Consider the following 24,082-nt stretch of genomic DNA (forward strand, 5'->3'; position numbering starts at 1 on the left):
CGCGCTCCAGCTGCGCCTTCGACGCGGCGTCCAGGTCGGAACCGAAGGCGGCGAACGCCTCCAGCTCACGGAACTGGGCGAGGTCCACGCGCAGACGGCCGGAGACCTGCTTCATCGCCTTGTGCTGGGCGGAGCCACCGACGCGGGAGACCGAGATACCGACGTTCAGGGCCGGACGCTGACCGGCGTTGAACAGGTCGGACTCCAGGAAGCACTGGCCGTCGGTGATGGAGATGACGTTGGTCGGGATGAACGCCGAGACGTCGTTGGCCTTGGTCTCGACGATCGGCAGACCGGTCATCGAGCCGGCGCCCATGTCGTCGGAGAGCTTCGCGCAGCGCTCCAGCAGACGGGAGTGCAGGTAGAAGACGTCACCCGGGTAGGCCTCGCGGCCCGGCGGACGGCGCAGCAGCAGGGACACGGCGCGGTAGGCGTCGGCCTGCTTCGACAGGTCGTCGAAGATGATCAGGACGTGCTTGCCCTGGTACATCCAGTGCTGGCCGATGGCGGAACCGGTGTACGGCGCCAGGTACTTGAAGCCGGCCGGGTCGGACGCCGGGGCGGCGACGATGGTCGTGTACTCCAGCGCGCCGTTCTCCTCCAGCGCGCGGCGGACCGACGCGATGGTGGAGCCCTTCTGGCCGATGGCGACGTAGATGCAGCGGACCTGCTTCTTCGGGTCGCCGGAGCGCCAGTTGTCACGCTGGTTGATGATCGTGTCGACGGCCAGGGCGGTCTTGCCGGTCTGGCGGTCGCCGATGATCAGCTGACGCTGACCACGGCCGATCGGGGTCATGGCGTCGACGGCCTTGTAGCCCGTCTCCATCGGCTCGTGCACCGACTTGCGCTGCATGACCGTGGGGGCCTGCAGTTCGAGGGCGCGGCGGCCCTCGGTCTCGATCTCGCCGAGGCCGTCGATCGGGTTGCCGAGCGGGTCGACCACACGGCCGAGGTAGCCCTCGCCCACGGCGACGGACAGGACCTCGCCGGTGCGGGTGACCGGCTGGCCCTCCTCGATACCGCTGAACTCACCGAGGACGATGGCACCGATCTCGCGCTCCTCGAGGTTGAGGGCGAGGCCGAGGGTGCCGTCCTCGAACTTCAGCAGTTCGTTGGCCATGGCCGAGGGCAGGCCCTCGACCTTCGCGATGCCGTCGCCGGCAAGGGTGACCGTACCGACCTCCTCGCGCGAGGCCGCGTCCGGCTTGTACGACTGGACGAAGTTCTCCAGCGCGTCCCGGATCTCCTCCGGCCGGATCGTGAGCTCCGCCATCTGAGTTCCCTGCTCTCCTTGTTGGGCCCGAAGTTTCACTTGGGGGGTCTGGGGGCGACCCCCAGGAATCCTCTGCACGGCCCAACCAGGGCCGTAAGTACGTACTGCCTATTCAGATATGTGCTGCTCAGCCCGCCAGCCGACGGCTCGCGTCCTCCAGCCGGTCCGCGAGGGAGCCGTTGATGACCTCGTCGCCGACCTGCACCCGGATCCCGCCGAGGACCTCGGGGTCCACGTCGAGGTTGAGGTGCATCTGGCGGCCGTAGAGCTTCGCGAGGGCGGCGCCCAGGCGCTGCTTCTGCGTGTCGCTCAGCGGCACCGCGGAGGTGACGACGGCCACCATGCGGTCACGGCGCTCGGCGGCGAGCTTGGACAGGGACTCGAGTCCCGACTCCAGGCTACGTCCCCGAGGCGCGGCCACAAGACGCGTCACCAGACGCTCGGTGACCGCGTTCGCCCTGCCCCCGAGCAGGCTGCGCAGCAGCTCGCCCTTGGCGGAGGCGGTGGCGCTCCGGTTGGTCAGCGCGGCGCGCAGCTCGGTGCTCGAGGAGACGATCCGGCCGAACCGGAACAGCTCGTCCTCGACGTCGTCGAGCGCGCCCGTCTTCTGGGCGGCGGTGAGGTCGGCGAGGTCGGCCAGCTCCTCCAGCGCGTCCACCAGGTCGCGGGACTGCGACCAGCGGGAGCGCACCATGCCGGACACCAGATCGGCGGCGGGGCCGCTGACCTGCGAGCCGAGCAGGCGCTGGGCCAGCTGGGCCTTGGCCTCACCGGCCTGCGCCGGGTCGGTGAGGACCCGACGCAGCGACACCTCGCGGTCGAGCAGCGCGGTGACGGCGGCCAGCTCGTCGGCGAGCGAGCCCGCGTCCACGGACGTGGAGTCCGTCAGCGCGTCGAGACGCTCTCGTGCGGCTGCCAGGGCCTCGCGGCTCGCTCCGTTCATCGCGCGGCCTCGGCCTTCTGGTCGAGCTCGTCGAGGAAGCGGTCGATCACGCGGCTCTGCCGGGCGTGGTCCTCGAGGGACTCACCCACGAGCTTGCCGGCCAGGTCGGTGGCCAGCTTGCCGACGTCCTGACGCAGCGAGGACGCGGCGGCCTTGCGGTCGGCCTCGATCTGGGCGTGACCGGCGGCGATGATCTCCTCGCGCTGCCGCTGGCCCTCGGCCCGCATCTCGGCGATGAGCGCGGCACCCTGCTCCTGCGCCTCCTGGCGCAGACGCGCGGCCTCGTGCCGGGCCTCGGCGAGCTGGGCCTTGTACTGCTCAAGGACGCTCTGGGCCTCGACCTTCATGGCCTCGGCCTCTTCGATACCGCCTTCGATCGCCGTGCGGCGCTCCTCCAGAACCTTGTTGATGTTCGGGAGCAGCTTCTTCCAGAAGAAGAAGAACACGATGGCGAAGGCGATGGTGCCGACGAGCAGCTCGGGGCCCGGAGGCAGGAGCGGGTTCTGCTCCTCCTCGGCCGCCAGCTGTACCAGGTTGGCGATCACATCAGTGCCTTTCGTCGAAACGTGTCGGTGAGTAAGGGGCTCTTACTGGCCGAACACGAACGGCATAACGATGCCGATGAGGGCGAGCGCCTCACAGAAGGCGAAGCCGAGGATCTGGTTGGCACGGATCAGACCGGCGGCCTCGGGCTGACGGGCCAGGGCCTGGGTGCCGTTGCCGAAGATGATGCCGATGCCGATGCCAGGGCCGATGGCGGCGAGGCCGTAACCGATGGAGCCGATCGAGCCGGAGACAGCGGCGAGGGTCTCAGTGGCAGCCATGCTGGATCTTCCTTCTCTTTACATGGACCGGTGGGGGTTGGCCACCGGACGATTGGAGGTGCGGGGTGGTGGGGCGGCTCAGTGGTGCTCGGCGAGAGCGCCCTGAACGTAGGAGCAGGCCAGCAGGACGAAGACGTACGCCTGGACGGCCTGGACGAAGAGCTCGAAGAGGATCATGACGACGGTCATGACGAACGAGACGCCGGCGGCCGGGATCATCCAGCTGTTCAGCAGGTACCAGCTGGCGACGGTGAACATCACGAGCAGCAGGTGGCCGGCGAACATGTTGGCGAAGAGTCGGACCGCGTGGGTGAAGGGCCTCACGAGGACGTTCGAGAAGAACTCGATGACCACGACGAGCGGCAGCACCGGGCCGAGCGACTTGTCGTAACCGGTGAGGTTCTTGAACCCGCCGGCGAAGCCGTGCTTCTTGAACGTGAGCCCGAGCCACACCACGTAGACGATCGCGGCGAGCACCGCCGGGAAGGCGATGATCGAGGACACCGGGAACTGGGCCAGCGGGATCACGGACCAGATGTTCATGATCCAGATGAAGAAGAACAGCGAGACCATGAGGGGGACGTACTTCTCGCCCTCCTTCTTGCCCAGGGTCTCGTAGACGATGCCGCGGCGGACGAAGTCGTAGCCGGCCTCACCGACCATCTGCAGCTTGCCCGGCACCACCTTGGCCTTGCCGAAGGCCGCCCAGAAGAAGCCGACGACGAGGACGGTGGTGATGAGCGCGAGCAGCATCACCTTGTTGAACTCGAACCCGCCGACGGTGGCGATCGGCTTGAAGAGGAACGAGTGCAGGCCCGGAGCCGGAAAACCACACCCGTTGTCGGACATGATCCGACAGCTCCAGTCAAAGGCGAGCTGGGTCTGGTCAGCACTCACCGCGGGCTCCTTCGGCGTGACGCATAGGTACGGCAACCTCGTTGTGTCGGCGCGGCGCACGGCCGCGGGTCGGCACCGGACAGGTGTTACGGATGTGGGGGCGGCTGAGGGGCTTCGAGCCTCGCGATCGCTCAGGCGTCAGCTCGGATGCCCGCGCCCGCGATGCCGCAGTTGGCACCGGACGATAGCAGGAGTTCCCACCGGTCTTTATCGCGCCCCTACCCGTCACGACGACGGCCCCGTCTTCTCGGCCTCGTCACTCTTCGCGGAGTCCGGATCGACGTAGAAGAGCTTGGCCTTCATGTGCGCACGGGCCTGCGCGGCCATCCACACGAGCGTCGCCGCGACGAGCGAGACCGCGAACGCCTTCGGGTTGAAGAGTGACGTGCCCTTGAAGAGCGCGACGAAGATCATGAGCAGCAGGAGTTGGGCGACGTAGAGCATCAGCCCCATGGCCTGGAACAGTTGCGGGAGCGATTTCGCCGTCCACTGCAGGACGTACAGGCCAACTCCCATGAACAGGATGGCGAGTACGGCCCCGACGGCCGCGCCGAGCGCACCCTTGCCGCCGGCCACCGCACCGCTGACGGCGACGGCGACCGCACCGGCAGCGGCTGTGGGCACAGCGCACTGCAGAAGGTTCCGGGCGTCATGGGACGGCATGGCGGCAACTCCGCTTTCACAGGGGGCAGGGGTGTCGTCATGGACGAGCGTAGACCCCCGGGCCGAGCGTGAAGACCTCACCAGAATGGACCGTCGCACTACGGTCCTTCGACTCTCTCCGGGGTTCTCGTGAACGGTATCACAAACTATTTGATGCAGTCTTTACCTGATGGGTGTGCCAGCCGTCACACATGAGAGTGAATCTGCACGCCTGAGCGCGCGCAGTGCCGACATGTCTGTTATTGGGACGTTTCGCACCCCCAACAGCGTCCCATCGCACTCCCACGACTTGGTAATGCTCTAGTGAGATTCTTACCTTCGCCGTGATCGGACCGCCGGACCGCCGGATCGCCGTGAACGGTCAGCGCGCGCTGTCCGCGTTCCGCCGGTCGGCCAGACGCGCGCGAGGGCCGACGGCGGTCGCGCCGTTGACCCCGGAGACCCCCGCGGCGACGGGGGTGCGGTGACCGGCGTTCTCCCCGGGACCGCCCGTGGACTCGTGGCCCTCCCCCGGACCGGAACCCGCCGGCGTCGACGCGTCCGCGGCCGTCGCCGACGCGCGGCGACGGCGGTAGCGCGGCGGGACGAAGGCCTCCGCCCAGCGCGGGGCGCGCGGCGTGAAGCGCGGCAGCAGGAGCAGCACCAGGCCGATCGCGCTGAGGAGGACCACGCCCAGGACGATCCACATCGACGCCGAGTTGACGGAGTAGGCCAGCGCGCCGAAGGCGATCAGCGCCGACCAGAAGTACATGATCAGCACCGCCCGGCTGTGCGAGTGGCCGATCTCCAGCAGCCGGTGGTGCAGATGGCCCCGGTCCGCCGCGAACGGCGACTGACCGCGCCAGGTGCGCCGCACGATCGCCAGGATCAGGTCGGCGGCCGGGATCGCGATGATCGTCAGCGGCATCACCAGCGGGATGTAGACCGGCACCATCTGGTGCACCGTGCTGCGCTCGGACCCGCCGAACAGGCTGTCCGGGTCGACCTGTCCCGTGATGGAGATCGCGCCGGCCGCCAGCACCAGGCCGATCAGCATCGAGCCCGAGTCGCCCATGAAGATCCGCGCGGGGTGCATGTTGTGCGGCAGGAAGCCCAGGCACATCCCCATCAGGATGGCGGCGAACAGCGTCGCGGGGGCGGCGGCCTCGATGCCGTACGAGTACCAGATGCGGTAGGCGTACATGAAGAACGCGGCCGACGCGATGCACACCATGCCGGCGGCGAGGCCGTCGAGGCCGTCCACGAAGTTGACCGCGTTGATGGTGATGACGACCAGCGCCACCGTCAGCAGGGTGCCCTGCCACTGGGTGAGCGCGACCGTGCCGACGCCCGGGACGGGCAGCCACAGGATCGTCAGGCCCTGCATGACCATCACGCCGGCGGCGATCATCTGGCCGCCCAGCTTGATCAGGGCGTCGATCTCGAACTTGTCGTCCAGGACACCGATCAGCCAGATCAGCGCCGCTCCGGAGAGCAGCGCCCGGGGCTCGTTGGACTTCTCGAAGAGCTGGCCGAGGTTGGTGAGGTGGTCGGCGACCAGCAGGCCCGCGCACAGGCCGAAGAACATCGCGATACCGCCGAGCCGCGGAGTGGGTTCCCGGTGCACGTCACGTGCCCGGATCTCCGGCATCGCCCCGGCCACGATCGCGAACTTGCGTACCGGACCGGTCAGCAGGTACGTCACCGCGGCCGTGACGCAGAGCGTCAGCAGGTATTCACGCACGGGCTTCCCCACAGGTCTCGCTGGCCATCACAGCCCCACACCCTAGCGAGGCGCGCATACGAGTGGGGACTTCCGGGTAGCGACGATGGTTGCACGCGTGGCTGTGCACGTGAGCGCGCCCACCCCGCGTCGGCGGCGCTCAGCGCGGATACGGCGGGAAGGCCGCGGTCAGTTCCCGTACGTCCTCCCGGGCCCGCGCGGCCTCGGTGCCGCCCCTGAGGACGCTCGCCAGCAGCCCGGCGACGACCGGCATCTCCCGCTCCCCCATGCCCTGCGTGGTCACCGCCGCCGTGCCCAGGCGCAGGCCGCGGACGTCGGCGTGCGGCAGGGCGCAGCAGTCCAGGACCAGACCGGCCGCCGCGAGCCGGCCGCGCGCGGTGCGTCCGTCGACGCCGAGGGGGGCCGGGTCGGCGGTGATCAGGTGGGTGTCCGTGCCGCCGGTGGTGACGACCAGCCCCTCGGCGGTCAGCGCGGCGGCCAGCGCCCGCGCGTTGGCGACCACCCGGTGCGCGTACGCGGCGAACGCCTCTGTCGCCGCCTCCCCGAACGCGACCGCCTTGGCGGCGATGGTGTGCATCTGGGCGCCGCCCTGGGTGAAGGGGAAGACGGCCCGGTCCACCCGCTCGGCCAGTTCCGCGCCGCACAGGATCATTCCGCCGCGCGGGCCGCGCAGCACCTTGTGCGTGGTGGCGCAGACGATGTCGGCGTACGGCACCGGGCTGGGTGCCGCTCCCCCGGCGACGAGCCCGATGGGGTGCGCGGCGTCGGCGATCAGATACGCGCCCACCTCGTCGGCGACCTCGCGGAAGAACGCGTGGTCGAGGTGGCGGGGGTAGGCGATGGAGCCGCAGACGATCGCCTTGGGGCGGTGCGTACGGGCGAGGGTGCGGACCTGCTCGTGGTCGATCAGCCCGCTCTCGGCGTCCACGCCGTAGCCGACGAAGTCGAACCAGCGGCCGGAGAAGTTCGCGGGCGACCCGTGGGTGAGGTGGCCGCCGTGGGGCAGGCCGAGGGCGAGGACGGTGTCACCGGGGCGCAGCAGGGCGGCGTAGGCGGCCAGGACGGCCGAAGACCCGGAGTGCGCCTGGACGTTGGCGTGTTCGGCGCCGAACAGGTCCTTCGCGCGGTCCACGGCGAGGCGCTCGGCGACGTCGGCGATCTCGCAGCCGCCGTGGTGCCGGGCGCCCGGGTACCCTTCCGCGTACTTGTTGGCCAGCGGCGAGCCGAGGGCGGCCAGCACGGCGGGCGAGGTGAAGTTCTCCGCGGCGATCAGCTGGAGCGTGGTCGCCTGCCGCTCACGCTCGCCGAGCAGGACGTCGGCGAGCTCGGGGTCCTGGCGGCGCAGGACATCGGCCTCGAGGGCGTGGGTGACCGTCATGGGGGACTCCCGGACGTCGACGCTGACGTACGACCAATGTAGGCCGGGCGCCCGGTGAGCGCGCGGTTGTTGCGCCCTCCGGGTCCACACCGGCGAAATCCCCGGACCGCCGCTCCCCGCGCCCGGCGCCGGACCGCGCCCGGCGGGGCTCAGGCCCGCGTCGGTACGCCCGTCAGGGCCGTGACCACCGGGTCCAGGGCCTGGTGTATCTCGTCGCCGATGGAGCGGAAGAAGGTCAGCGGCGCCCCGTACGGGTCGTGGACCTCGTCCGCCTCGACCGTCGGGGCCAGGAGCCACCCGCGGAGCGCGGCGGCCGCGCGGACCAGGGCGCGGGCGCGCATGACCAGGCCGTCGTCCAGCGGGGGCAGGGTCGCCGGGTCGATGGCGTTCACCAGGCGGGTGAACTCCTTCAGCGTGAAGGTGCGCAGGCCCGCCGAGTGGCCCATGGAGATGACCTGGGCGCGGTGGTCCCGGGTGGCGGTCAGGACCAGGTCGGCGCGGATCACGTGCTCGTCCAGGAGCTCGCGGCCCACGAAGCCGGAGGCGTCCGCGCCGAACTCGGCCAGCACGGTCTCCGCGTGGGCCTCCATGGGCGCGCCCTCGTGGCCCCAGGTGCCCGCGCTCTCCACGATCAGCCCGCCGCCCAGGATGCCCAGCCGCTGGCTCACGAAATGCCGGGTCAGCCGCTCGGTGATGGGCGAGCGGCACACGTTTCCGGTACTGACGTGGAGGATGCGGAAGGTGTCGCGCGGGAATCCGAAGGTCGTCGTCGTCTCCGCGCTGCTTTCCCCGTTGCCTATGCCACGCCCCGCTTCAGGGGCCGTCAATTCGCCACCTCGAGGTCGGGTACGACCTTGCGCAGCTCGTCCGGCGGGATCGCTCCCTCGCGCAGCAGCACGGGCACGGGCCGTGTGACGTCGACGATCGAGGAGGGGACGTTGCCGGGCGTCGGGCCGCCGTCGAGGTAGACGGAGACGGAGTCGCCGAGCATCTCCTGCGCGGCGTCGCAGTTCTCCGGCGCCGGGTGGCCGGTGAGGTTGGCGGAGGAGACGGCCATGGGGCCGACCTCGGTGAGCAGTTCGATGGCGACCGGGTGCAGCGGCATCCGCACGGCCACCGTGCCGCGGGTGTCGCCGAGGTCCCACTGGAGGGACGGCTGGTGCCTGGCGACCAGGGTCAGCGCGCCCGGCCAGAACGCGTCGACCAGTTCCCAGGCCAGCTCGGAGAAGTCGGTGACCAGGCCGTGCAGGGTGTTCGGGGAGCCGATGAGGACGGGCGTGGGCATGTTGCGGCCGCGGCCCTTGGCCGCCAGCAGGTCGGCGACGGCCTCCGCGGTGAACGCGTCCGCGCCGATGCCGTACACCGTGTCCGTCGGCAGCACCACGAGCTCGCCACGCCGGACGGCGGACGCGGCCTCACGCAGACCGGTCGCGCGGTCGGTCGCGTCGTTGGTGTCGTATCGCCGAGCCATCTGGCGGGCCTCCTCGTACGTGCTGGGGGGATGGGGTGTGCGGGACGCTCACGGCAGCGCCTTGCGGGCGGTGGCGAACCGGGGGCGGTTGTTCAGGTCGGGGTGGTCGGCGGCGTCGGTCCAGCCGCGGTCCTCGGCGAAGATCCACGGCACCTGGCCGCCCTGGGTGTCGGCGTGCTCGACCACGACCACCCCGCCGGGGCGCAGCAGCCGGTGCGCGGTGCGCTCCAGGCCGCGGATCAGGTCGAGCCCGTCCTCACCGGAGAACAGGGCCAGCTGCGGGTCGTAGTCGCGGGCCTCCGGGGCGACGTACTCCCACTCGGTGAGCGGGATGTACGGCGGGTTGGAGACGACCAGGTCGACCTGGCCGTCGAGGTCCGGGAAGGCCGTCAGGGCGTCTCCCTGACGCAGTTCGACGCGTGACCCCTCCATGTTCCTGCGGGTCCACACCAGGGCGTCCTCGGACAGCTCCACGGCGTACACGCGGGAACGCGGCACCTCCTGGGCGAGGGCGAGGGCGATCGCGCCGGAGCCGGTGCACAGGTCGACGATGCAGGGCTCGACGACGTCCATGGCGCGGACGGCGTCTATGGCCCACTCGACCACCGACTCGGTCTCCGGACGCGGGACGAACACCCCGGGCCCGACCTGGAGTTCCAGGTAGCGGAAGTAGGCGCGCCCGGTGATGTGCTGGAGCGGTTCGCGCGCTTCGCGGCGGGCGACGACCTCCCAGTACCGGGCGTCGAAGTCGGAGTCCTTCACGGTGTGCAGCTCGCCGCGCTTGACGCCGTGCACGAACGCGGCGAGCTCCTCCGCGTCGGTGCGCGGCGAGGGCACGCCGGCGTCGGCGAGCCGCTGGGTGGCCTGGGCCACCTCGGCGAGCAGCAGGTTCACGCGATGCCTCCGGGAGTACTCGTACTACGTGCCTCGCGCCTTACGCGGCGGCGAGCTTGGCGGCCGAGTCGGCGTCGACGCAGGCCTGGATCACCGCGTCGAGGTCGCCGTCCAGGACCTGGTCCAGGTTGTACGCCTTGAAGCCGACGCGGTGGTCCGAGATGCGGTTCTCCGGGAAGTTGTAGGTGCGGATCTTCTCGGAGCGGTCGACGGTGCGGACCTGGCTGCGGCGGGCGTCGGCGGCCTCCCTCTCCGCCTCCTCCTGCGCCATGGCGAGCAGCCTGGAGCGCAGGATACGCAGTGCCTGCTCCTTGTTCTGCAGCTGGCTCTTCTCGTTCTGGCAGGAGGCGACGACTCCGGTCGGGAGGTGCGTGATGCGCACGGCGGAGTCGGTGGTGTTGACGGACTGGCCGCCCGGGCCCGAGGACCGGTAGACGTCGATGCGCAGGTCGTTCGGGTTGATCTCGACGTCCACCTCCTCCGCCTCGGGGGTCACCAGGACGCCCGCCGCGGAGGTGTGGATACGGCCCTGGGACTCGGTGGCCGGCACGCGCTGCACGCGGTGCACGCCGCCCTCGTACTTCAGCCGCGCCCACACGCCCTGGCCGGGCTCGATCTGCCCGCGGGCCTTCACGGCGACCTGGACGTCCTTGTAGCCGCCCAGCTCGGACTCGGTGGCGTCGATGATCTCGGTCTTCCAGCCGACGCGCTCGGCGTAGCGCAGGTACATGCGCAGCAGGTCGCCGGCGAACAGGGCGGACTCGTCGCCGCCCGCGCCCGCCTTGATCTCGAGGATGACGTCCTTGTCGTCGCTGGGGTCGCGCGGGACCAGCAGCAGGCGGAGCTTCTCGGTGAGCTCCTCGCGCTGCTTCTCCATGTCCTTGACCTCCGAGGCGAACTCGGCGGCGTAGTCGGGATCGTCGGCGGCCAGTTCGCGCGCGGTCTCGATGTCGTCGCCCGTCTGCTTCCAGGAGCGGTACGTGGCGACGATCGGGGTGAGCTCGGCGTAGCGCTTGTTCAGCCTGCGCGCGTTGGCCTGGTCGGAGTGGACCGACGGGTCGGCGAGCTTCTTCTCCAGGTCGGCGTGCTCGGCGACGAGTTCCTCGACGGCCTCGAACATCTTGGGCTCCTGCGGGTACGGGGTGAAGGGCGGACGACCAAAAACGCCGGTCCCGGCGGGTCCCCTCGGGGGACACAGCCGTGGACCGGCGAAATGGGGCTCGCTACTTCTTGGAGCCGGCGGCCTTGCCGAAGCGGGCCTCGAAGCGGGCCACACGGCCACCGGTGTCGAGGATCTTCTGCTTGCCCGTGTAGAACGGGTGGCACTCGGAGCAGACCTCGGCACGGATGTTGCCGCTGGAGATCGTGCTGCGGGTGGTGAACGACGCGCCGCAGGTGCAGCTGACCTGCGTCTCGACGTACTCGGGGTGGATGTCGCGCTTCAAGGTGTCTCCTAGGTTCCGGGAGGGCACCGGGTCGCCGCCGCGGGGTGCGACAGGCGTGAACCGGGGCCGACGTACCAGTCTGCCAGGACTGGCGCCTTCCCCCAAAACCGGGGGTGGGGGCGGTCTATTCCCGCCGGTGGCCCGCCCGGTCTACGACGTGCTCACCACGTCCCCGGCCTGGCCGGCGGCGGTGCCCTCGGTGGCGGCCCCGGGGATCGGCTCGTCGTTCTTCAGTGCGGTCCAGACCAGCTGGGCCTTGTCCTTCTCGAGCAGGACCCGGTTGGCGTCGGCCGGGTCGTACCGCACCGGCATGGTCACCATCTGCATCCGCGCGGGGCTGATGCCCTTCAGGCCGCCCGCGAAGGACATCAGGGAGTTCACCGAGCCGAGACCGGAGTCGGTGGTGACGGTCTTGGTGGCGGTGTCGGCGAGGTCGTACAGCTTCTTGGGGCTGGTGAAGACGCCGACCTCCCTGACCTGCTGCAGCAGCGCCTTGAGGAAGGCCTGCTGGAGCTGGATGCGGCCGAGGTCGGAGCCGTCGCCGACGCCGTGCCGGGTACGCACCAGGCCGAGGGCCTGCTCGCCGTCGAGCCGGTGGGTGCCGGCCTTCAGGTCGAGGTGGCTCTCGGGGTCCTCGATGTCCTCGGTGGTGGTGACCTCGACGCCGCCGAGCCCGTCGATGAGCTTCTGGAAGCCGGCGAAGTCGATCTCCAGGTAGTGGTCCATGCGCAGGTCGGTGATCGACTCGACGGTCTTCACCGCGCAGGCCGCCCCGCCCGTGGAGTAGGCGGAGTTGAACATCACGCCGGTCGCGGCGGGGTGGGTGCCGCCCTCGGTGTCGGTGCACTCGGGGCGGTCGACGACGGTGTCGCGCGGGATGGAGACCACGCTGGCCTTCCGGTGGCCCTCGTGGACGTGCACGATCATCGCGGTGTCGGAGCGGGCGGTGCCGTCGTCGGTGCCGCCGCCGAGCTCCTCGTTGCCGCCGGAGCGGGTGTCGGAGCCGAGGACGAGGATGTTCTCGGAGCCGTTGTCGGCCTTCTCGGGCCGGTCGGCGCCGAGGGCCTGGTCGATGTCGACGCTGTCGATGTTGCCGTTGAGCTTGAAGTACAGATATCCGGCGCCGGTGCCGCCCAGGACGACGATGCCCGCGGCGGTCCAGGCCATGACCCTCAGGCCCGTGCGCCGGTCGCGCCGCCTGCGGCGGCGCCCCTCGGCCCGGTGCCGCGGGCCCGCCGTGCCGGGCTCCTCCGGTATACCGGGGCCCTGTGTGCTCTCGGCAGCCATGTGCTCCTCAGCTCTCGTCCGGTTACCGACCCTCCTGCGTCGGTGCCGGACCCGGCCGGTCGCTTCCTGTACGGCACCCATCGTCTCGCCGTCCGGTCAGACGGGGAAACGCGGCACAGGGTTGCACGGCGTCCTGTGCCCGGCCTGTGGACGGCCGGGCACGGGACGGTTCCGCCCGGAGCGGTGCGTGCACCGCTCACCTGCGGTTTCAGCCGAAGATGTCGTACTGCTTGAAATCGGTGCCGACGGAGATCCGTGTGGCGAAGATCTCGCTCGTGGCCTTTCCGGTGCCCTTGTACAGGTACAGCGTGCCGCCGGGGGTACGGGCCAGGAAGTCGGCCCTGCCGTCGCCGCTGACGTCGCCGACCGCGTCGAAGGCGTTGTAGGTGGTGCTCTTCCAGGTGCGCACCTTGATCCGGCCGGAGAAGGCCCCGGAGCCGGACTTGCCGGTGCCCTTGTACAGGTACACGGAGCCGGTGCTCTTGGACCGGGCGATCAGGTCGGTCCTCCCGTCACCGGTGAAGTCGCCGTGGCCGCGCACGGAGTTGTACTGGTTCCAGCCGGAGCCGACCTTCACGCGGGCGGAGAAGGAGCCGTTGCCCTTGCCCGGGTAGATCCACAGCACGCCGGCGGAGTCCACCGACAGCAGGTCGGGCAGGTAGTCGCCGGTGACGTCACCGGGGGTGATGATCCGGGTGCGGGTCTTCCAGTTGTCGGCGATGCGCTGGGTGGACCAGCTGCCGCTGGAGATGACGTAGTGGGTCCGGAAGACGTCGCCGTCGCTGCTGCGCCGGTACACCAGGTCCTGATGGCCGTCGCGGTCGAGGTCGGTCTGCAGGACGAGGTTGACGCCCTTCCAGCTGCCCCAGGACTCGCGGGCGGCGAAGGAGGAGCCCTTGGAGTCCTTGGAGTAACCGGTCGTCGTCGAGGCCTTGCGCACCCACAGGTCGGCCCGGTGGTCGCCGCTGATGTTGGTGTCGTCGACGCGGGGGTAGGTGGCGCCGACGTAGCTGCTCACCTTGGCGAAGACGCTGTAGGCGCCCTTCGCCACGCAGTCCTCCACGCCCCAGGAGACGACGCCGACGATCCGGTTGTTCACGACCAGCGGGCCGCCGGAGTCGCCGTTGCAGGCGGAGGTGGTGCCGGTGTCGCTGCCGCTGGCGGGCCGGCCGGCGCAGACCATGTGCCCCTTGACGAAGTCGGCGCCGTAGGTGCGGGCGCACGTGGTGTCCGACTGGAGGGGCAGCGTGGCCGTCTTCAGCGTCTCGGAGACGTCCTGGCCGGTGGAGCTGGTGCGGCCCCAGCCGTAGACCTTGGCGCTGGTTCCGGCGGCGTAGGAGGCGGTGTCGCCGGAGGTGGTCATGCGGATCGGGGTGGCCCGGACGGGGGCCGGCAGGGTGAGCACCGCGATGTCGTTGTCGATGGTCCGCGCGTTGTACGACGGGTGGTTCCACTGCCGCCAGACCCCGCTGACGGTGCCGCCGTGCAGGTCGCTCCCGCCGTCGGAGGGGAGCTGGGCGGTCCCGGTGACGACGGCGCCGTTGGCGTGCCAGTCGTAGCCCTTGACGCAGTGCGCGGCGGTGAGGATCTTCGTGGGCGCGACGACGGCGCCGCCGCAGAAGAAGCCGATGTCGTCGCTGGCGGAGGCGGTGCCCCGGTCGTCGTAGTAGTGGAGCTGGGCCATCCAGGGCGCCGAGCTGATGCTGGTGGTGTTGCCGCCGATGATCTTCGCGTCGATGACGGAGCCGGTGCTCGTGCTCGTGCTCAGCGACGACTTGGCCGTCCTCCCCGCGGTGTCGTCACCGGCCAGGGCGCCCGCGACGCGCTGCTTCAGCTCGGCGGGCGACGGCGAGCCGATCGCCGGGTCGACGGTCGGCTGCGGCAGCGCGGTGGCGGCGCCGGCCGACGAGGTCAGCAGCGCTGCGGCGACGGCCGCGGCGACACCTGCCGCCGCGACGGGCAGCGCGATCCTGGCCCGGCGTCTGTGCCGGCCGGCCCCGGACATGGGTGTACTCACGCAGGTCCCCCCTAGGGATCGGAAGCCCGGGCCGGGACGAGGAAGGCGAACAGCGGAACGCAGAAGCGAAGATCGGCCCGAAGCAGCGTGATCGTACACCTGTCCCATGACGTCGCGGACCTGCGCACGGACACGCGAAGGGCCGCTCCCGCAGGGGGAGCGGCCCTTCGTGGAAGGGGGACGTCAGTCGCCGTTGCCCGGCGTCGGCGTCGTCTTCTGGATCTGCATCAGGAACTCGACGTTCGACTTGGTCTGCTTCATCTTGTCGAGGAGCAGCTCGATCGCCTGCTGCTGGTCGAGCGCGTGCAGCACCCGGCGCAGCTTCCAGACGACGGCGAGCTCCTCGTTGCCGAGCAGGATCTCCTCCTTGCGGGTGCCGGACGCGTCCACGTCCACCGCCGGGAAGATGCGCTTGTCGGCGAGCTTCCGGTCGAGCTTGAGCTCCATGTTGCCGGTGCCCTTGAACTCCTCGAAGATCACCTCGTCCATGCGGGACCCGGTGTCCACCAGGGCGGTGGCGAGGATGGTCAGCGAGCCGCCGTCCTCGATGTTGCGGGCCGCACCGAAGAAGCGCTTCGGCGGGTACAGGGCGGTCGAGTCGACACCACCGGACAGGATGCGGCCGGAGGCCGGGGCGGCGAGGTTGTACGCACGGCCCAGGCGGGTGATCGAGTCGAGCAGCACGACGACGTCGTGACCCAGCTCCACCAGGCGCTTGGCGCGCTCGATGGCGAGCTCGGCGACCGTGGTGTGGTCCTCGGCCGGGCGGTCGAAGGTCGAGGAGATGACCTCGCCCTTGACCGACCGCTGCATGTCGGTGACCTCTTCCGGACGCTCGTCGACGAGGACGACCATCAGGTGGCACTCGGGGTTGTTGTGGGTGATCGCGTTGGCGATCGCCTGCATGATCATGGTCTTGCCGGTCTTCGGCGGGGCCACGATCAGACCGCGCTGGCCCTTGCCGATCGGCGACACGAGGTCGATGATCCGGGTGGTCAGCACGCCCGGGTCCGTCTCCAGACGGAGGCGGTCCTGCGGGTACAGCGGGGTGAGCTTGTTGAACTCCGGGCGGCCGCGGCCGTGTTCGGGCGCCATGCCGTTGACGGAGTCGAGCCGGACGAGCGCGTTGAACTTCTCGCGCCGCTCGCCTTCCTTGGGCTGGCGGACCGCGCCGGTGATGTGGTCGCCCTTGCGCAGGCCGTTCTTGCGGACCTGGGCGAGGGAGACGTACACGTCGTTCGGGCCCGGCAGGTAGCCGGAGGTGCGGATGAACGCGTAGTTGTCGAGGATGTCCAGGATGCCCGCGACCGGGATCAGGACGTCGTCCTCGGCGATCTGCGGCTCCTGCACGTCGTCGCGGCCGCGACGGCCACGGCGGTCGCGGTAGCGCCCGCGACGGCCACGCCGGCCGCCGCCGTCCTCGTCGTAGCCGTCGTCCTGACGGCCGCCGCCCTGCTGGTTCTGCTGACGGCCCTGGCCGCCCTGGTTCTGCTGGTCGTCGCCCTTGTTGCGGCGGTCCCCGCGGTCCCCGCGGTCACCGCGCTCGCCACGGTCACCGCGCTCGCCACGGTCACGGTCGCGGCCGCGCTCACGGCGGTCGCGGCGGCGGCCCTCGCCACCCTCCTGGTCGGACTTGGCCTCGCCCTGCTGCTGCGGCTGGGCCGGGGTCTCGGCCTTGGGCTCGGTCTTCGCCTCGGCGGTGACCGTCTCGGTCGCGGCGGCCGGGGCACCGGCCTCGGCGGTGGCGCGACGGCGGCGGCGCTCGGCGGGGGCGGCGTCCTCGGCGGCGGCCTGCTCGGCCGGGGCGGAGGCCTTCGGGGAGGGCTGGCCCGGGATCTCGATCTGCTGCTGGGCCGCGGCCTTCTCGGCGGGTGCCTGCTCGCCCTTGGCGTCCGCCTTCTTCTCGGCGGCCTCACCCGTACGGGTCCGGGAGGTGGCACGGCGCTTGGGCTTGGTCTCGGCGGCGGCCTCGGCCTTGGCCGGAGCGGCTCCCCCGGAGGGGGCACCTCCACCGGCGGCCTGCGCCTCCTTGATGACCTCGATCAGCTGGCTCTTGCGCATGCGCGCGGTGCCCCTGATGCCGAGGCCGGATGCGACCTGCTGCAGCTCGGCCAGCACCATGCCCTCGAGGCCGGTACCGCGGCGCCGCCGGGAGCCGGCACCGGTGGCAGGCGCGGAAGCGTCCGTGGCGGGCGCGGCAGCGGTCTCCTCGACACGTGCGCCCATCAGATCGGTGGTGTCGCTCACGAAGGGTCCTTCCCTGGAGCGGACGTCGGCCTGTCTGGCTCGGCGACCGGTTGTGCTGTCCGGCTTCGGTCCTTGCTGTGCGAACCGTGCCGGGGCGGTGGTCCGCCTGAACGGCGGAAGGAATATCTGGTGATGGCGCGCCCCCTGGCCGTGGCACCCAGTGTCTGTGTCACGCGGCGTGGTCGCACCGGTTCCGAAGCGTGCCCGGCGGGCCGCTCAGTGTCCGCGTCGGCCGTACTGCTCACGTACGACGTCCACTGCACAATGCGGCTTGGGGGGCTCCCGGAAGAATGTCTGTCCCGGACGGGGACACGAGGCACCTCGCCATGGTGGGGTCGGGTGCAGACTTGAGATTAACACTACCGGATCCAACAAACATTCCCCCTCTCCAAATCCGGCAACCGCGTGTCAGGTCGCGAGCGGAAGCACGCTCGCTCCCCGCACGTCGAGGCCGAGCCGATTGGCGGCCCAGTCGGCGCCGGCCAGTGCTTCGACCTTGTCGGCGGTGTCCGTGTCGGCCAGCGCCATGACCGTGGGTCCGGCGCCGGAGATCACCGCGGGGATGCCGTCCCCGCGCAGCCGCTCCACGAGGGCCGCGCTCTCGGGCATCGCCGGGGCGCGGTACTCCTGGTGCAGGCGGTCCTCGGTGGCGGGCAGCAGCAGCTCGGGGCGCCGGGTGAGGGCCTCGACGAGCAGGGCGGCACGGCCCGCGTTGGCGGCGGCGTCGACATGCGGCACGGTGCGCGGGAGCAGGCCGCGCGCGGTCTCGGTGAGGACCGGTTTTCCGGGGACGAAAACCACCGGAACGATGGAATCGGCGGGATCCATCCTGATCGCCCGGGCCGCGCCGCCCTCCATCCAGGACAGGGTGAAGCCGCCCAGCAGGCAGGCCGCGACGTTGTCGGGGTGGCCCTCGATCTCGGTGGCGAGCTCGAGCAGCGCGGTGTCGTCGAGCTTGGCCTCGGCCCCTATCGTCACGGCGCGGGCGGCGACGATCCCGGCGCAGATGGCGGCCGAGGAGGAGCCCAGGCCCCGGCCGTGCGGGATGCGGTTGGCGCAGACGATCTCCAGGCCGCGCGGCTGTCCGCCGAGCAGGTCGAAGGCGGTGCGCAGAGAGCGTACGAGCAGATGCCTCTCGTCGCGCGGGAGGGTCTCGCTGCCCTCACCGGCGATGTCGATGTGCAGCCCGGAGTCGGCCACCCGGACGACCACGTCGTCGTACAGGCCCAGCGCGAGGCCGAGGGCGTCGAAGCCCGGGCCGAGGTTGGCGCTGGTGGCGGGGACGCGCACCCGGACGGCGGCGGCGCGGAACGCGGGACCGGCCATCGCTCGAAGACTCTCCTTGAGCTACGTGACTGTCGAATGACTTTCGGTGGACATTCGAGGACGGGACATTCGATGACGTACGAGAACCCCTGGGGCAACCCCCTGGGTCCGCCGCCGGCCGGGCTGGCCGGCCGCTTTCCGGGCCGCTCCGGGCCACTGTCCGGACCACGGGGACGACGCGATACCGCGGCATATGCGGCGGGCGGGTTCAGTACAGCCTATCGAAGGAAGGTTCTGTGGCGACATAGGGCGCACAGGAGGCGCACGATGCGTGTCGTAAGCCCCCTGTGCACCCCCTGCAGGGAACTTCCCCAGGTGAGCGCCTTCTTACGCCGACCCTGCCGAACCGGGACGAACGGCGCGCCCCGGTGATACCGGGGCGGCACGGGGCGGCACCACCGGCGCACGCGTCCGCACCGGTCCGAGCCGCTCGGCGGCGGCCGGGGCCGGGCCGAGGAGCCCGGCGGCCGGACGGCCGGGTCAGACCAGGCCGAGCCGCTCGGCGGCGGTCGCGGCGTCGACGGGGACGGTGACCGGCTGCGGGGCACCGGCGACGGCCCAGTCCGGGTCCTTCAGACCGTTGCCCGTCACCGTGCACACGATCCTCTGCCCCGGGTCGACCTTGCCCTGCTCGGCGGCCTTCAGCAGACCCGCGACCGACGCGGCGGACGCGGGCTCGACGAAGACGCCCTCCCGCGAGGCCAACAGCCGGTAGGCGCGCAGGATCTCACGGTCCGTCACCTCGTCGATGAAACCGCCCGACTCGTCCCGCGCCGCCAGCGCGTGGTCCCAGGAGGCCGGGTTGCCGATGCGGATGGCGGTGGCGATGGTCGACGGGTCCTTGACGACCTCGCCGCGCACGATCGGGGCGCTGCCGGAGGCCTGGAAGCCCCACATGCGGGGGGTCCTCGTGGCGACGCCGTCGGCGGCGTACTCGCGGTAGCCCTTCCAATAGGCCGTGATGTTGCCCGCGTTGCCCACCGGCAGCACATGGACGTCGGGCGCGTCGCCCAGCATGTCCACGATCTCGAAGGCGGCGGTCTTCTGCCCCTCTATACGCACCGGATTGACCGAATTGACCAGCGCCACGGGGTAGTTGTCGCTCAGCGCGCGGGCGAGCGTGAGGCAGTCGTCGAAGTTGCCGTCGACCTGGAGGATCTTCGCCCCGTGGACCAGCGCCTGGCCCATCTTGCCGAGCGCGATCTTGCCCTGCGGCACGAGCACGGCGGACACCATCCCGGCGCGCACCCCGTACGCGGCGGCGGAGGCGGAGGTGTTGCCGGTGGAGGCGCAGATGACGGCCTTGGCGCCCTCCTCCTTCGCCTTGGAGATGGCCATCGTCATGCCGCGGTCCTTGAAGGACCCGGTCGGGTTCGCACCCTCGACCTTGAGGTGGACCTCGCAGCCCGTGCGCTCGGAGAGCACCTGCGCGGGCACGAGCGGCGTGCCGCCCTCACGGAGCGTCACGACCGGCGTGGTGTCGGATACCGGCAGCCTGTCCCGGTACTCCTCGATGATTCCGCGCCACTGGTGAGTCATTGCTGGTTACTCTCCTTCAACCCGCATGATGCTGGCGACACCACGCACGGTGTCGAGCTTGCGCAGCGCCTCGACGGTCCCGCCGAGGGCCGCGTCGGACGCACGGTGGGTGACGACGACGAGGGAGGCCTCGCCGTCCTTCCCCTGCTGCCGGACCGTGTCGATGGACACCCCGTGCTCGGCGAACACGGTCGCCACCTGGGCGAGGACACCCGGTTTGTCGGCCACGTCGAGGCTGATGTGGTAGCGCGTGACGACCTCGCCCATCGGCGAGACGGGCAGCGCGGCGTACGCGGACTCGCCCGGTCCGGTCGTCCCGCCGAGCCGGTTGCGGCCCACGGCGACCAGGTCGCCGAGCACGGCGGAGGCCGTCGGCGCACCGCCCGCGCCCGGCCCGTAGAACATCAGCCGGCCGGAGGCGTCCGACTCGACGAACACGGCGTTGTACGCCCCCCGCACGGAGGCCAGGGGGTGGCTGAGCGGGATCATCGCCGGGTGCACCCGCGCGGTGACCGACGCCCCGTCCTCGGCCCGCTCGCAGATGGCGAGCAGCTTGATGGTGCAGCCCATCTCCTTGGCGGAGGCGAAGTCGCCGGCGGTGACCTCGGTCATGCCCTCGCGGTGGACGTCGTCGAGCCGCACGCGCGTGTGGAAGGCGATCCCGGCGAGGATGGCGGCCTTGGCGGCGGCGTCGAAGCCCTCGACGTCGGCGGTCGGGTCGGCCTCCGCGTACCCCAGGGCGGTGGCCTCGTCGAGCGCCTCCTGGTAGCCGGCGCCCGTGGTGTCCATCTTGTCGAGGATGAAGTTGGTGGTGCCGTTGACGATGCCCAGCACCCGGTTGACCTTGTCACCGGCGAGCGACTCGCGCAGCGGCCGGATCAGCGGGATGGCACCGGCGACGGCGGCCTCGTAGTAGAGGTCCTTGCCGTGCTCCTCGGCGGCGGCGTGCAGCGCGGCCCCGTCCTGGGCGAGCAGCGCCTTGTTCGCGGAGACGACGGAGGCACCGTGCTCGAAGGCGGTGGTGATCAGCGTCCGGGCGGGCTCGATCCCGCCGATGACCTCGACGACGATGTCGAGGTCGCCGCGTTTGACGAGGGCGGTGGCGTCGGTGGTGACGAGCTCCGCGGGGATGCCCTCACGCACCTTGTCGGGCCGCCGCACGGCGACCCCGGCGAGTTCCACCGGGGCCCCGATGCGTGCGGCGAGGTCGTCGGCGTGCGTCGTCATGATGCGCGCCACCTCTGAGCCGACCACTCCACAGCCCAGCAGCGCCACCTTCAGCGGACGCGTACGCATCATCCGACCTCGTTTCCTGATAACCGTCTCGGTTGCACCAGTCTCACTCACCGGACGGGACTTTCTGCCCTTTGTCCGGATCCTGAGACATCTATTTCATTTCCATGCCCGGGAGGACAGGAGATCTTCCTCCCGGACGGGCCCGCCGCGGGGGCGGACCGGCGACGGGCGGGCCCGTCATCCGACGTCGAGGCGGAGCAGGTCCTCCTCCGTCTCCCGGCGGACGATCACCCGCGCCTCGCCGCCGTCGACGGCGACGACGGGCGGGCGGAGGACGTGGTTGTAGTTGCTGGCCATCGACCGGCAGTACGCCCCGGTGGCCGGTACGGCGATGAGGTCACCCGGTGCCAGGTCCCCCGGCAGGAAGGCGTCCCGCACCACGATGTCCCCGCTCTCGCAGTGCTTGCCGACGACCCGGCACAGCATCGGCTCGGCGTCGGAGCTGCGGGAGGCGAGGACGACGCTGTACTCGGCGTCGTACAGCGCGGTGCGGATGTTGTCCGACATCCCGCCGTCGACGGACACGTACGTCCGCAGCCCCTCGAGCGGCTTGACGGTCCCCACCTCGTACAGCGTGAAGGCGGTCGGCCCGACGATGGCCCGCCCCGGCTCGACGGAGATACGGGGGGTGCCCAGCCGGGCGGCCTCGCACTCCCGGGTGACGATCTCGGTCAGCGCCTTGGCGATCTCGTACGGCTCGCGGGGGTCGTCGTCGCTGGTGTACGCGATGCCGAGTCCGCCGCCGAGGTCGATCTCGGGCAGCTCGATCCCGTGCTCGTCCCGGATGTCCTTGAGCAGCCCCACGACCCGGTGCGCGGCGACCTCGAACCCGGACATGTCGAAGATCTGCGACCCGATGTGGCTGTGGATGCCGATGACCTCCAGCCCGTCGAGCTGCAGCGCCCGGCGCACGGCCTCGGCGGCCTGCCCGCCGGCGAGCGGGATCCCGAACTTCTGGTCCTCGTGGGCGGTGGCGATGAACTCGTGCGTGTGCGCCTCGACGCCGACCGTGATGCGGATCTGCACCCGCTGCCGCTTGCCGAGCGACTGCGCGATGTGGGCGACGCGCACGATCTCCTGGAACGAGTCGAGCACGATCCGCCCGACACCGGCGCGGACGGCCCGCTCGATCTCACCCGGGGACTTGTTGTTGCCGTGGAAGGCGATGCGGTCGGCGGGCATACCGGCGGACAGCGCGGTGGCGAGCTCACCGCCGGAGCAGACGTCGAGGTTCAGCCCCTCCTCGTGCAGCCACCGCACGACGGCCCGGGACAGGAACGCCTTGCCGGCGTAGAACACGTCGGCCTCGCTCCCGAAGGCGGTGCGCCAGGCCCGCGCCCGGGCCCGGAAGTCGGCCTCGTCGAGGATGTAGGCGGGGGTGCCGAACTCCTCGGCGAGCCGCTTGACGTCGATCCCGCCGACGGTGACGACACCGTGCTCGTCCCGGGCGACGGTCCGGGCCCACACCTTCGGGTCGAGGGCGTTGAGATCGGCGGGGGGTGCGGAGTAGTGCCCCTCGGGGAGGACGTCGGCGTGACGGGGCCCGGCGGGGTGTGCGGAACGGCTCATTTCTTCGGTGGCTCTCTTCGCTGTCTCTTCAGAGATGGTCGGGTGCGTCGATGCCGAGCAGGGACAGGCCGCCGGCCAGCACCGTCCCGGCGGCGTCGGCGAGCGCGAGCCGGGCCCGGTGGGCGGCCGAGGGTTTCTCCTCGCCGAGGGGCAGGACGGCCGGGAGCAGGGGCGGTACGGCATCGGCGACGGCGACGAGATGCCGGGCGAGCCGGTCGGGCGCGCGGTGCGCGGCGGCGGCCGCGAGGACGCGGGGGTGGTCGGCGAGGGCCTGCAGCAGCGGCTGGGCGCCTGCCACCGGGCCGGGTTCCGGGGTGAATCCGAGATCGGCGGCGTTGCGGAGGAGGGCCCGGGTGCGGGCGTGGGCGTAACGGACGCGGAAGAGGGGGTTGCCCTCCCGCTGGACCAGGTGGTCGTCCCCGATCCGGGGCCGGTCGTGCGGGGCCGGGTGCAGCAGGGCCCAGCGGGCGGCGTCACGGCCGAGGGGAAGCGGGTCGGCGGGAGCGGGGACGGGCCGGACGACGACGCCGCCGGGCGCGGTGCCGCCGCCGACGACATCGACGCGGACCCCCAGGACGGCGCCCCACTCGGACCCGGGCGGAGCGGCACAGCCGGTGCGGACGTCGGCGCCCTGGGAGCGGAGGATGCGGGCGAGGACGTCGAGATGGACGAGGGCGCGGACCTCGTGGGGGGCGTGCAGCCGGACCAGCTGCCCGGCCAGGGAGTCCGCGTGGCCGTACCGGAGTCCGCACCGCACGATCTCCTGCACGAGGGCCGCGGGCGCGGCGCTCCGCAGACTGATGTTGAGGAACCCCGGCCCGGTGACGACGACGTCGGCGATACCGCCGGTGCGCAGCAGGTGGGGCCGGAGGATCTCGGCGACGCGCTGGGCCGGCTGTCCGGCCGGGCGGGCGAGCTGGAGGGCGACGTTGGTGGCGTAGTCCCCGCACCCCCCGGGCCGGGGAGGCGCGACGACGACCCGCTCGGGCACGGCCACGCTCAGCTCCCCCTCGTCGACGGCACGGCGCACCGCGTGCAGCACGGTGCGGGAGAGCTCGACGGGGGTCACGGGACAAGCGTAGGGGAGGAGGGGGGTGGGTAGGCGAATGTCTTTGGGCGTGATCCCGGGATGTGGACGGCCTCGCGCGCGGCCGGGCCTTACGCGGCCTCGCGCACGGACGGCCCCACGCGGCGAAAGCCTGCGCCTCACCCTCCGGCGTGCCCGGCGGGCGAGGCCGGCCCGGTGTCCCCCGCCTGGAGAACGCGCCCCTGGATCAACCGCCGGACGAG

Annotated in this window: 21 protein-coding genes; all 21 read right to left on the bottom strand. The window is 71.3% G+C overall.

Annotated features, from left to right (window positions below):
• Positions 1 to 1,273, bottom strand: a 1,273-nt coding sequence (gene atpA / locus RIM90_RS20465; RefSeq protein ID WP_309062187.1) for a F0F1 ATP synthase subunit alpha, incomplete at its 3' end; no start/stop codon positions are given.
• A gap of 127 nt (positions 1,274 to 1,400) precedes the next feature.
• Positions 1,401 to 2,216 (bottom strand): F0F1 ATP synthase subunit delta, encoded by an 816-nt coding sequence (locus RIM90_RS20470; RefSeq protein WP_309062188.1) that lies wholly within the window; start codon positions 2,214 to 2,216, stop codon positions 1,401 to 1,403.
• Entirely contained in the window at positions 2,213 to 2,761 is a 549-nt protein-coding gene (locus tag RIM90_RS20475; RefSeq protein ID WP_309062189.1) for a F0F1 ATP synthase subunit B, read from the bottom strand. The genes RIM90_RS20470 and RIM90_RS20475 overlap by 4 nt, the downstream gene beginning before the upstream one ends.
• A 42-nt stretch (positions 2,762 to 2,803) precedes the next feature.
• Positions 2,804 to 3,040 (bottom strand): ATP synthase F0 subunit C, encoded by a 237-nt coding sequence (gene atpE, locus RIM90_RS20480; protein ID WP_309062190.1) that lies wholly within the window; start codon positions 3,038 to 3,040, stop codon positions 2,804 to 2,806.
• 78 nt (positions 3,041 to 3,118) lie between these two features.
• A complete protein-coding gene (gene atpB / locus RIM90_RS20485; RefSeq protein WP_184818743.1) occupies positions 3,119 to 3,889 on the bottom strand; it encodes a F0F1 ATP synthase subunit A in 771 nt (256 codons plus the stop codon).
• Positions 3,890 to 4,162: 273 nt separating this feature from the next.
• Complete coding sequence (locus RIM90_RS20490) at positions 4,163 to 4,600, bottom strand: hypothetical protein (RefSeq protein ID WP_309062191.1); 438 nt, start codon at positions 4,598 to 4,600, stop codon at positions 4,163 to 4,165.
• 361 nt (positions 4,601 to 4,961) lie between these two features.
• Positions 4,962 to 6,323 (bottom strand): MraY family glycosyltransferase, encoded by a 1,362-nt coding sequence (locus RIM90_RS20495; RefSeq protein WP_309062192.1) that lies wholly within the window; start codon positions 6,321 to 6,323, stop codon positions 4,962 to 4,964.
• A 139-nt stretch (positions 6,324 to 6,462) separates the two neighbouring features.
• The gene (glyA, locus tag RIM90_RS20500) at positions 6,463 to 7,701 is read right to left on the bottom strand and encodes a serine hydroxymethyltransferase (protein ID WP_309062193.1); all 1,239 of its coding nucleotides are present in this window, start codon (positions 7,699 to 7,701) and stop codon (positions 6,463 to 6,465) included.
• 149 nt (positions 7,702 to 7,850) lie between these two features.
• Positions 7,851 to 8,528, bottom strand: coding sequence for a protein-tyrosine-phosphatase (locus tag RIM90_RS20505; protein WP_309062194.1), 678 nt, complete (start codon positions 8,526 to 8,528; stop codon positions 7,851 to 7,853).
• Positions 8,525 to 9,172, bottom strand: a complete 648-nt coding sequence (locus tag RIM90_RS20510; RefSeq protein WP_309062195.1) for an L-threonylcarbamoyladenylate synthase — start codon at positions 9,170 to 9,172, stop codon at positions 8,525 to 8,527. The genes RIM90_RS20505 and RIM90_RS20510 overlap by 4 nt, the downstream gene beginning before the upstream one ends.
• A gap of 48 nt (positions 9,173 to 9,220) precedes the next feature.
• Positions 9,221 to 10,066, bottom strand: a complete 846-nt coding sequence (gene prmC / locus RIM90_RS20515; protein WP_309062196.1) for a peptide chain release factor N(5)-glutamine methyltransferase — start codon at positions 10,064 to 10,066, stop codon at positions 9,221 to 9,223.
• Between the two features lie 40 nt (positions 10,067 to 10,106).
• Complete coding sequence (gene prfA, locus RIM90_RS20520; RefSeq protein WP_309062197.1) at positions 10,107 to 11,186, bottom strand: peptide chain release factor 1; 1,080 nt, start codon at positions 11,184 to 11,186, stop codon at positions 10,107 to 10,109.
• Between the two features lie 103 nt (positions 11,187 to 11,289).
• Positions 11,290 to 11,511 carry a 50S ribosomal protein L31 gene (rpmE, locus tag RIM90_RS20525; protein WP_006130146.1) on the bottom strand — a complete coding sequence of 74 codons (222 nt, stop codon included), beginning with the start codon at positions 11,509 to 11,511 and terminating at the stop codon, positions 11,290 to 11,292.
• Between the two features lie 150 nt (positions 11,512 to 11,661).
• Complete coding sequence (locus RIM90_RS20530; protein WP_309062198.1) at positions 11,662 to 12,798, bottom strand: LCP family protein; 1,137 nt, start codon at positions 12,796 to 12,798, stop codon at positions 11,662 to 11,664.
• 208 nt (positions 12,799 to 13,006) lie between these two features.
• On the bottom strand, positions 13,007 to 14,803 hold the full coding sequence (locus RIM90_RS20535; protein WP_309062205.1) for a trypsin-like serine protease: 1,797 nt from the start codon (positions 14,801 to 14,803) through the stop codon (positions 13,007 to 13,009).
• A 195-nt stretch (positions 14,804 to 14,998) separates the two neighbouring features.
• Positions 14,999 to 17,062, bottom strand: coding sequence for a transcription termination factor Rho (rho, locus tag RIM90_RS20540; RefSeq protein WP_309062199.1), 2,064 nt, complete (start codon positions 17,060 to 17,062; stop codon positions 14,999 to 15,001).
• 408 nt (positions 17,063 to 17,470) lie between these two features.
• On the bottom strand, positions 17,471 to 18,388 hold the full coding sequence (gene thrB, locus RIM90_RS20545) for a homoserine kinase (RefSeq protein ID WP_309062200.1): 918 nt from the start codon (positions 18,386 to 18,388) through the stop codon (positions 17,471 to 17,473).
• Between the two features lie 480 nt (positions 18,389 to 18,868).
• Positions 18,869 to 19,927, bottom strand: coding sequence for a threonine synthase (thrC, locus tag RIM90_RS20550; RefSeq protein WP_309062201.1), 1,059 nt, complete (start codon positions 19,925 to 19,927; stop codon positions 18,869 to 18,871).
• A gap of 6 nt (positions 19,928 to 19,933) precedes the next feature.
• Entirely contained in the window at positions 19,934 to 21,226 is a 1,293-nt protein-coding gene (locus tag RIM90_RS20555) for a homoserine dehydrogenase (RefSeq protein ID WP_309062202.1), read from the bottom strand.
• Between the two features lie 174 nt (positions 21,227 to 21,400).
• Positions 21,401 to 22,792 (bottom strand): diaminopimelate decarboxylase, encoded by a 1,392-nt coding sequence (gene lysA, locus RIM90_RS20560; RefSeq protein WP_309062203.1) that lies wholly within the window; start codon positions 22,790 to 22,792, stop codon positions 21,401 to 21,403.
• A gap of 28 nt (positions 22,793 to 22,820) precedes the next feature.
• Positions 22,821 to 23,861, bottom strand: coding sequence for an ArgS-related anticodon-binding protein NrtL (gene nrtL / locus RIM90_RS20565; RefSeq protein WP_309062204.1), 1,041 nt, complete (start codon positions 23,859 to 23,861; stop codon positions 22,821 to 22,823).
• Positions 23,862 to 24,082 lie beyond the last annotated feature (221 nt).

The sequence above is a fragment of the Streptomyces sp. genome (assembly GCF_031181555.1).
Lineage (GTDB): Bacteria > Actinomycetota > Actinomycetes > Streptomycetales > Streptomycetaceae > Streptomyces > Streptomyces fimbriatus.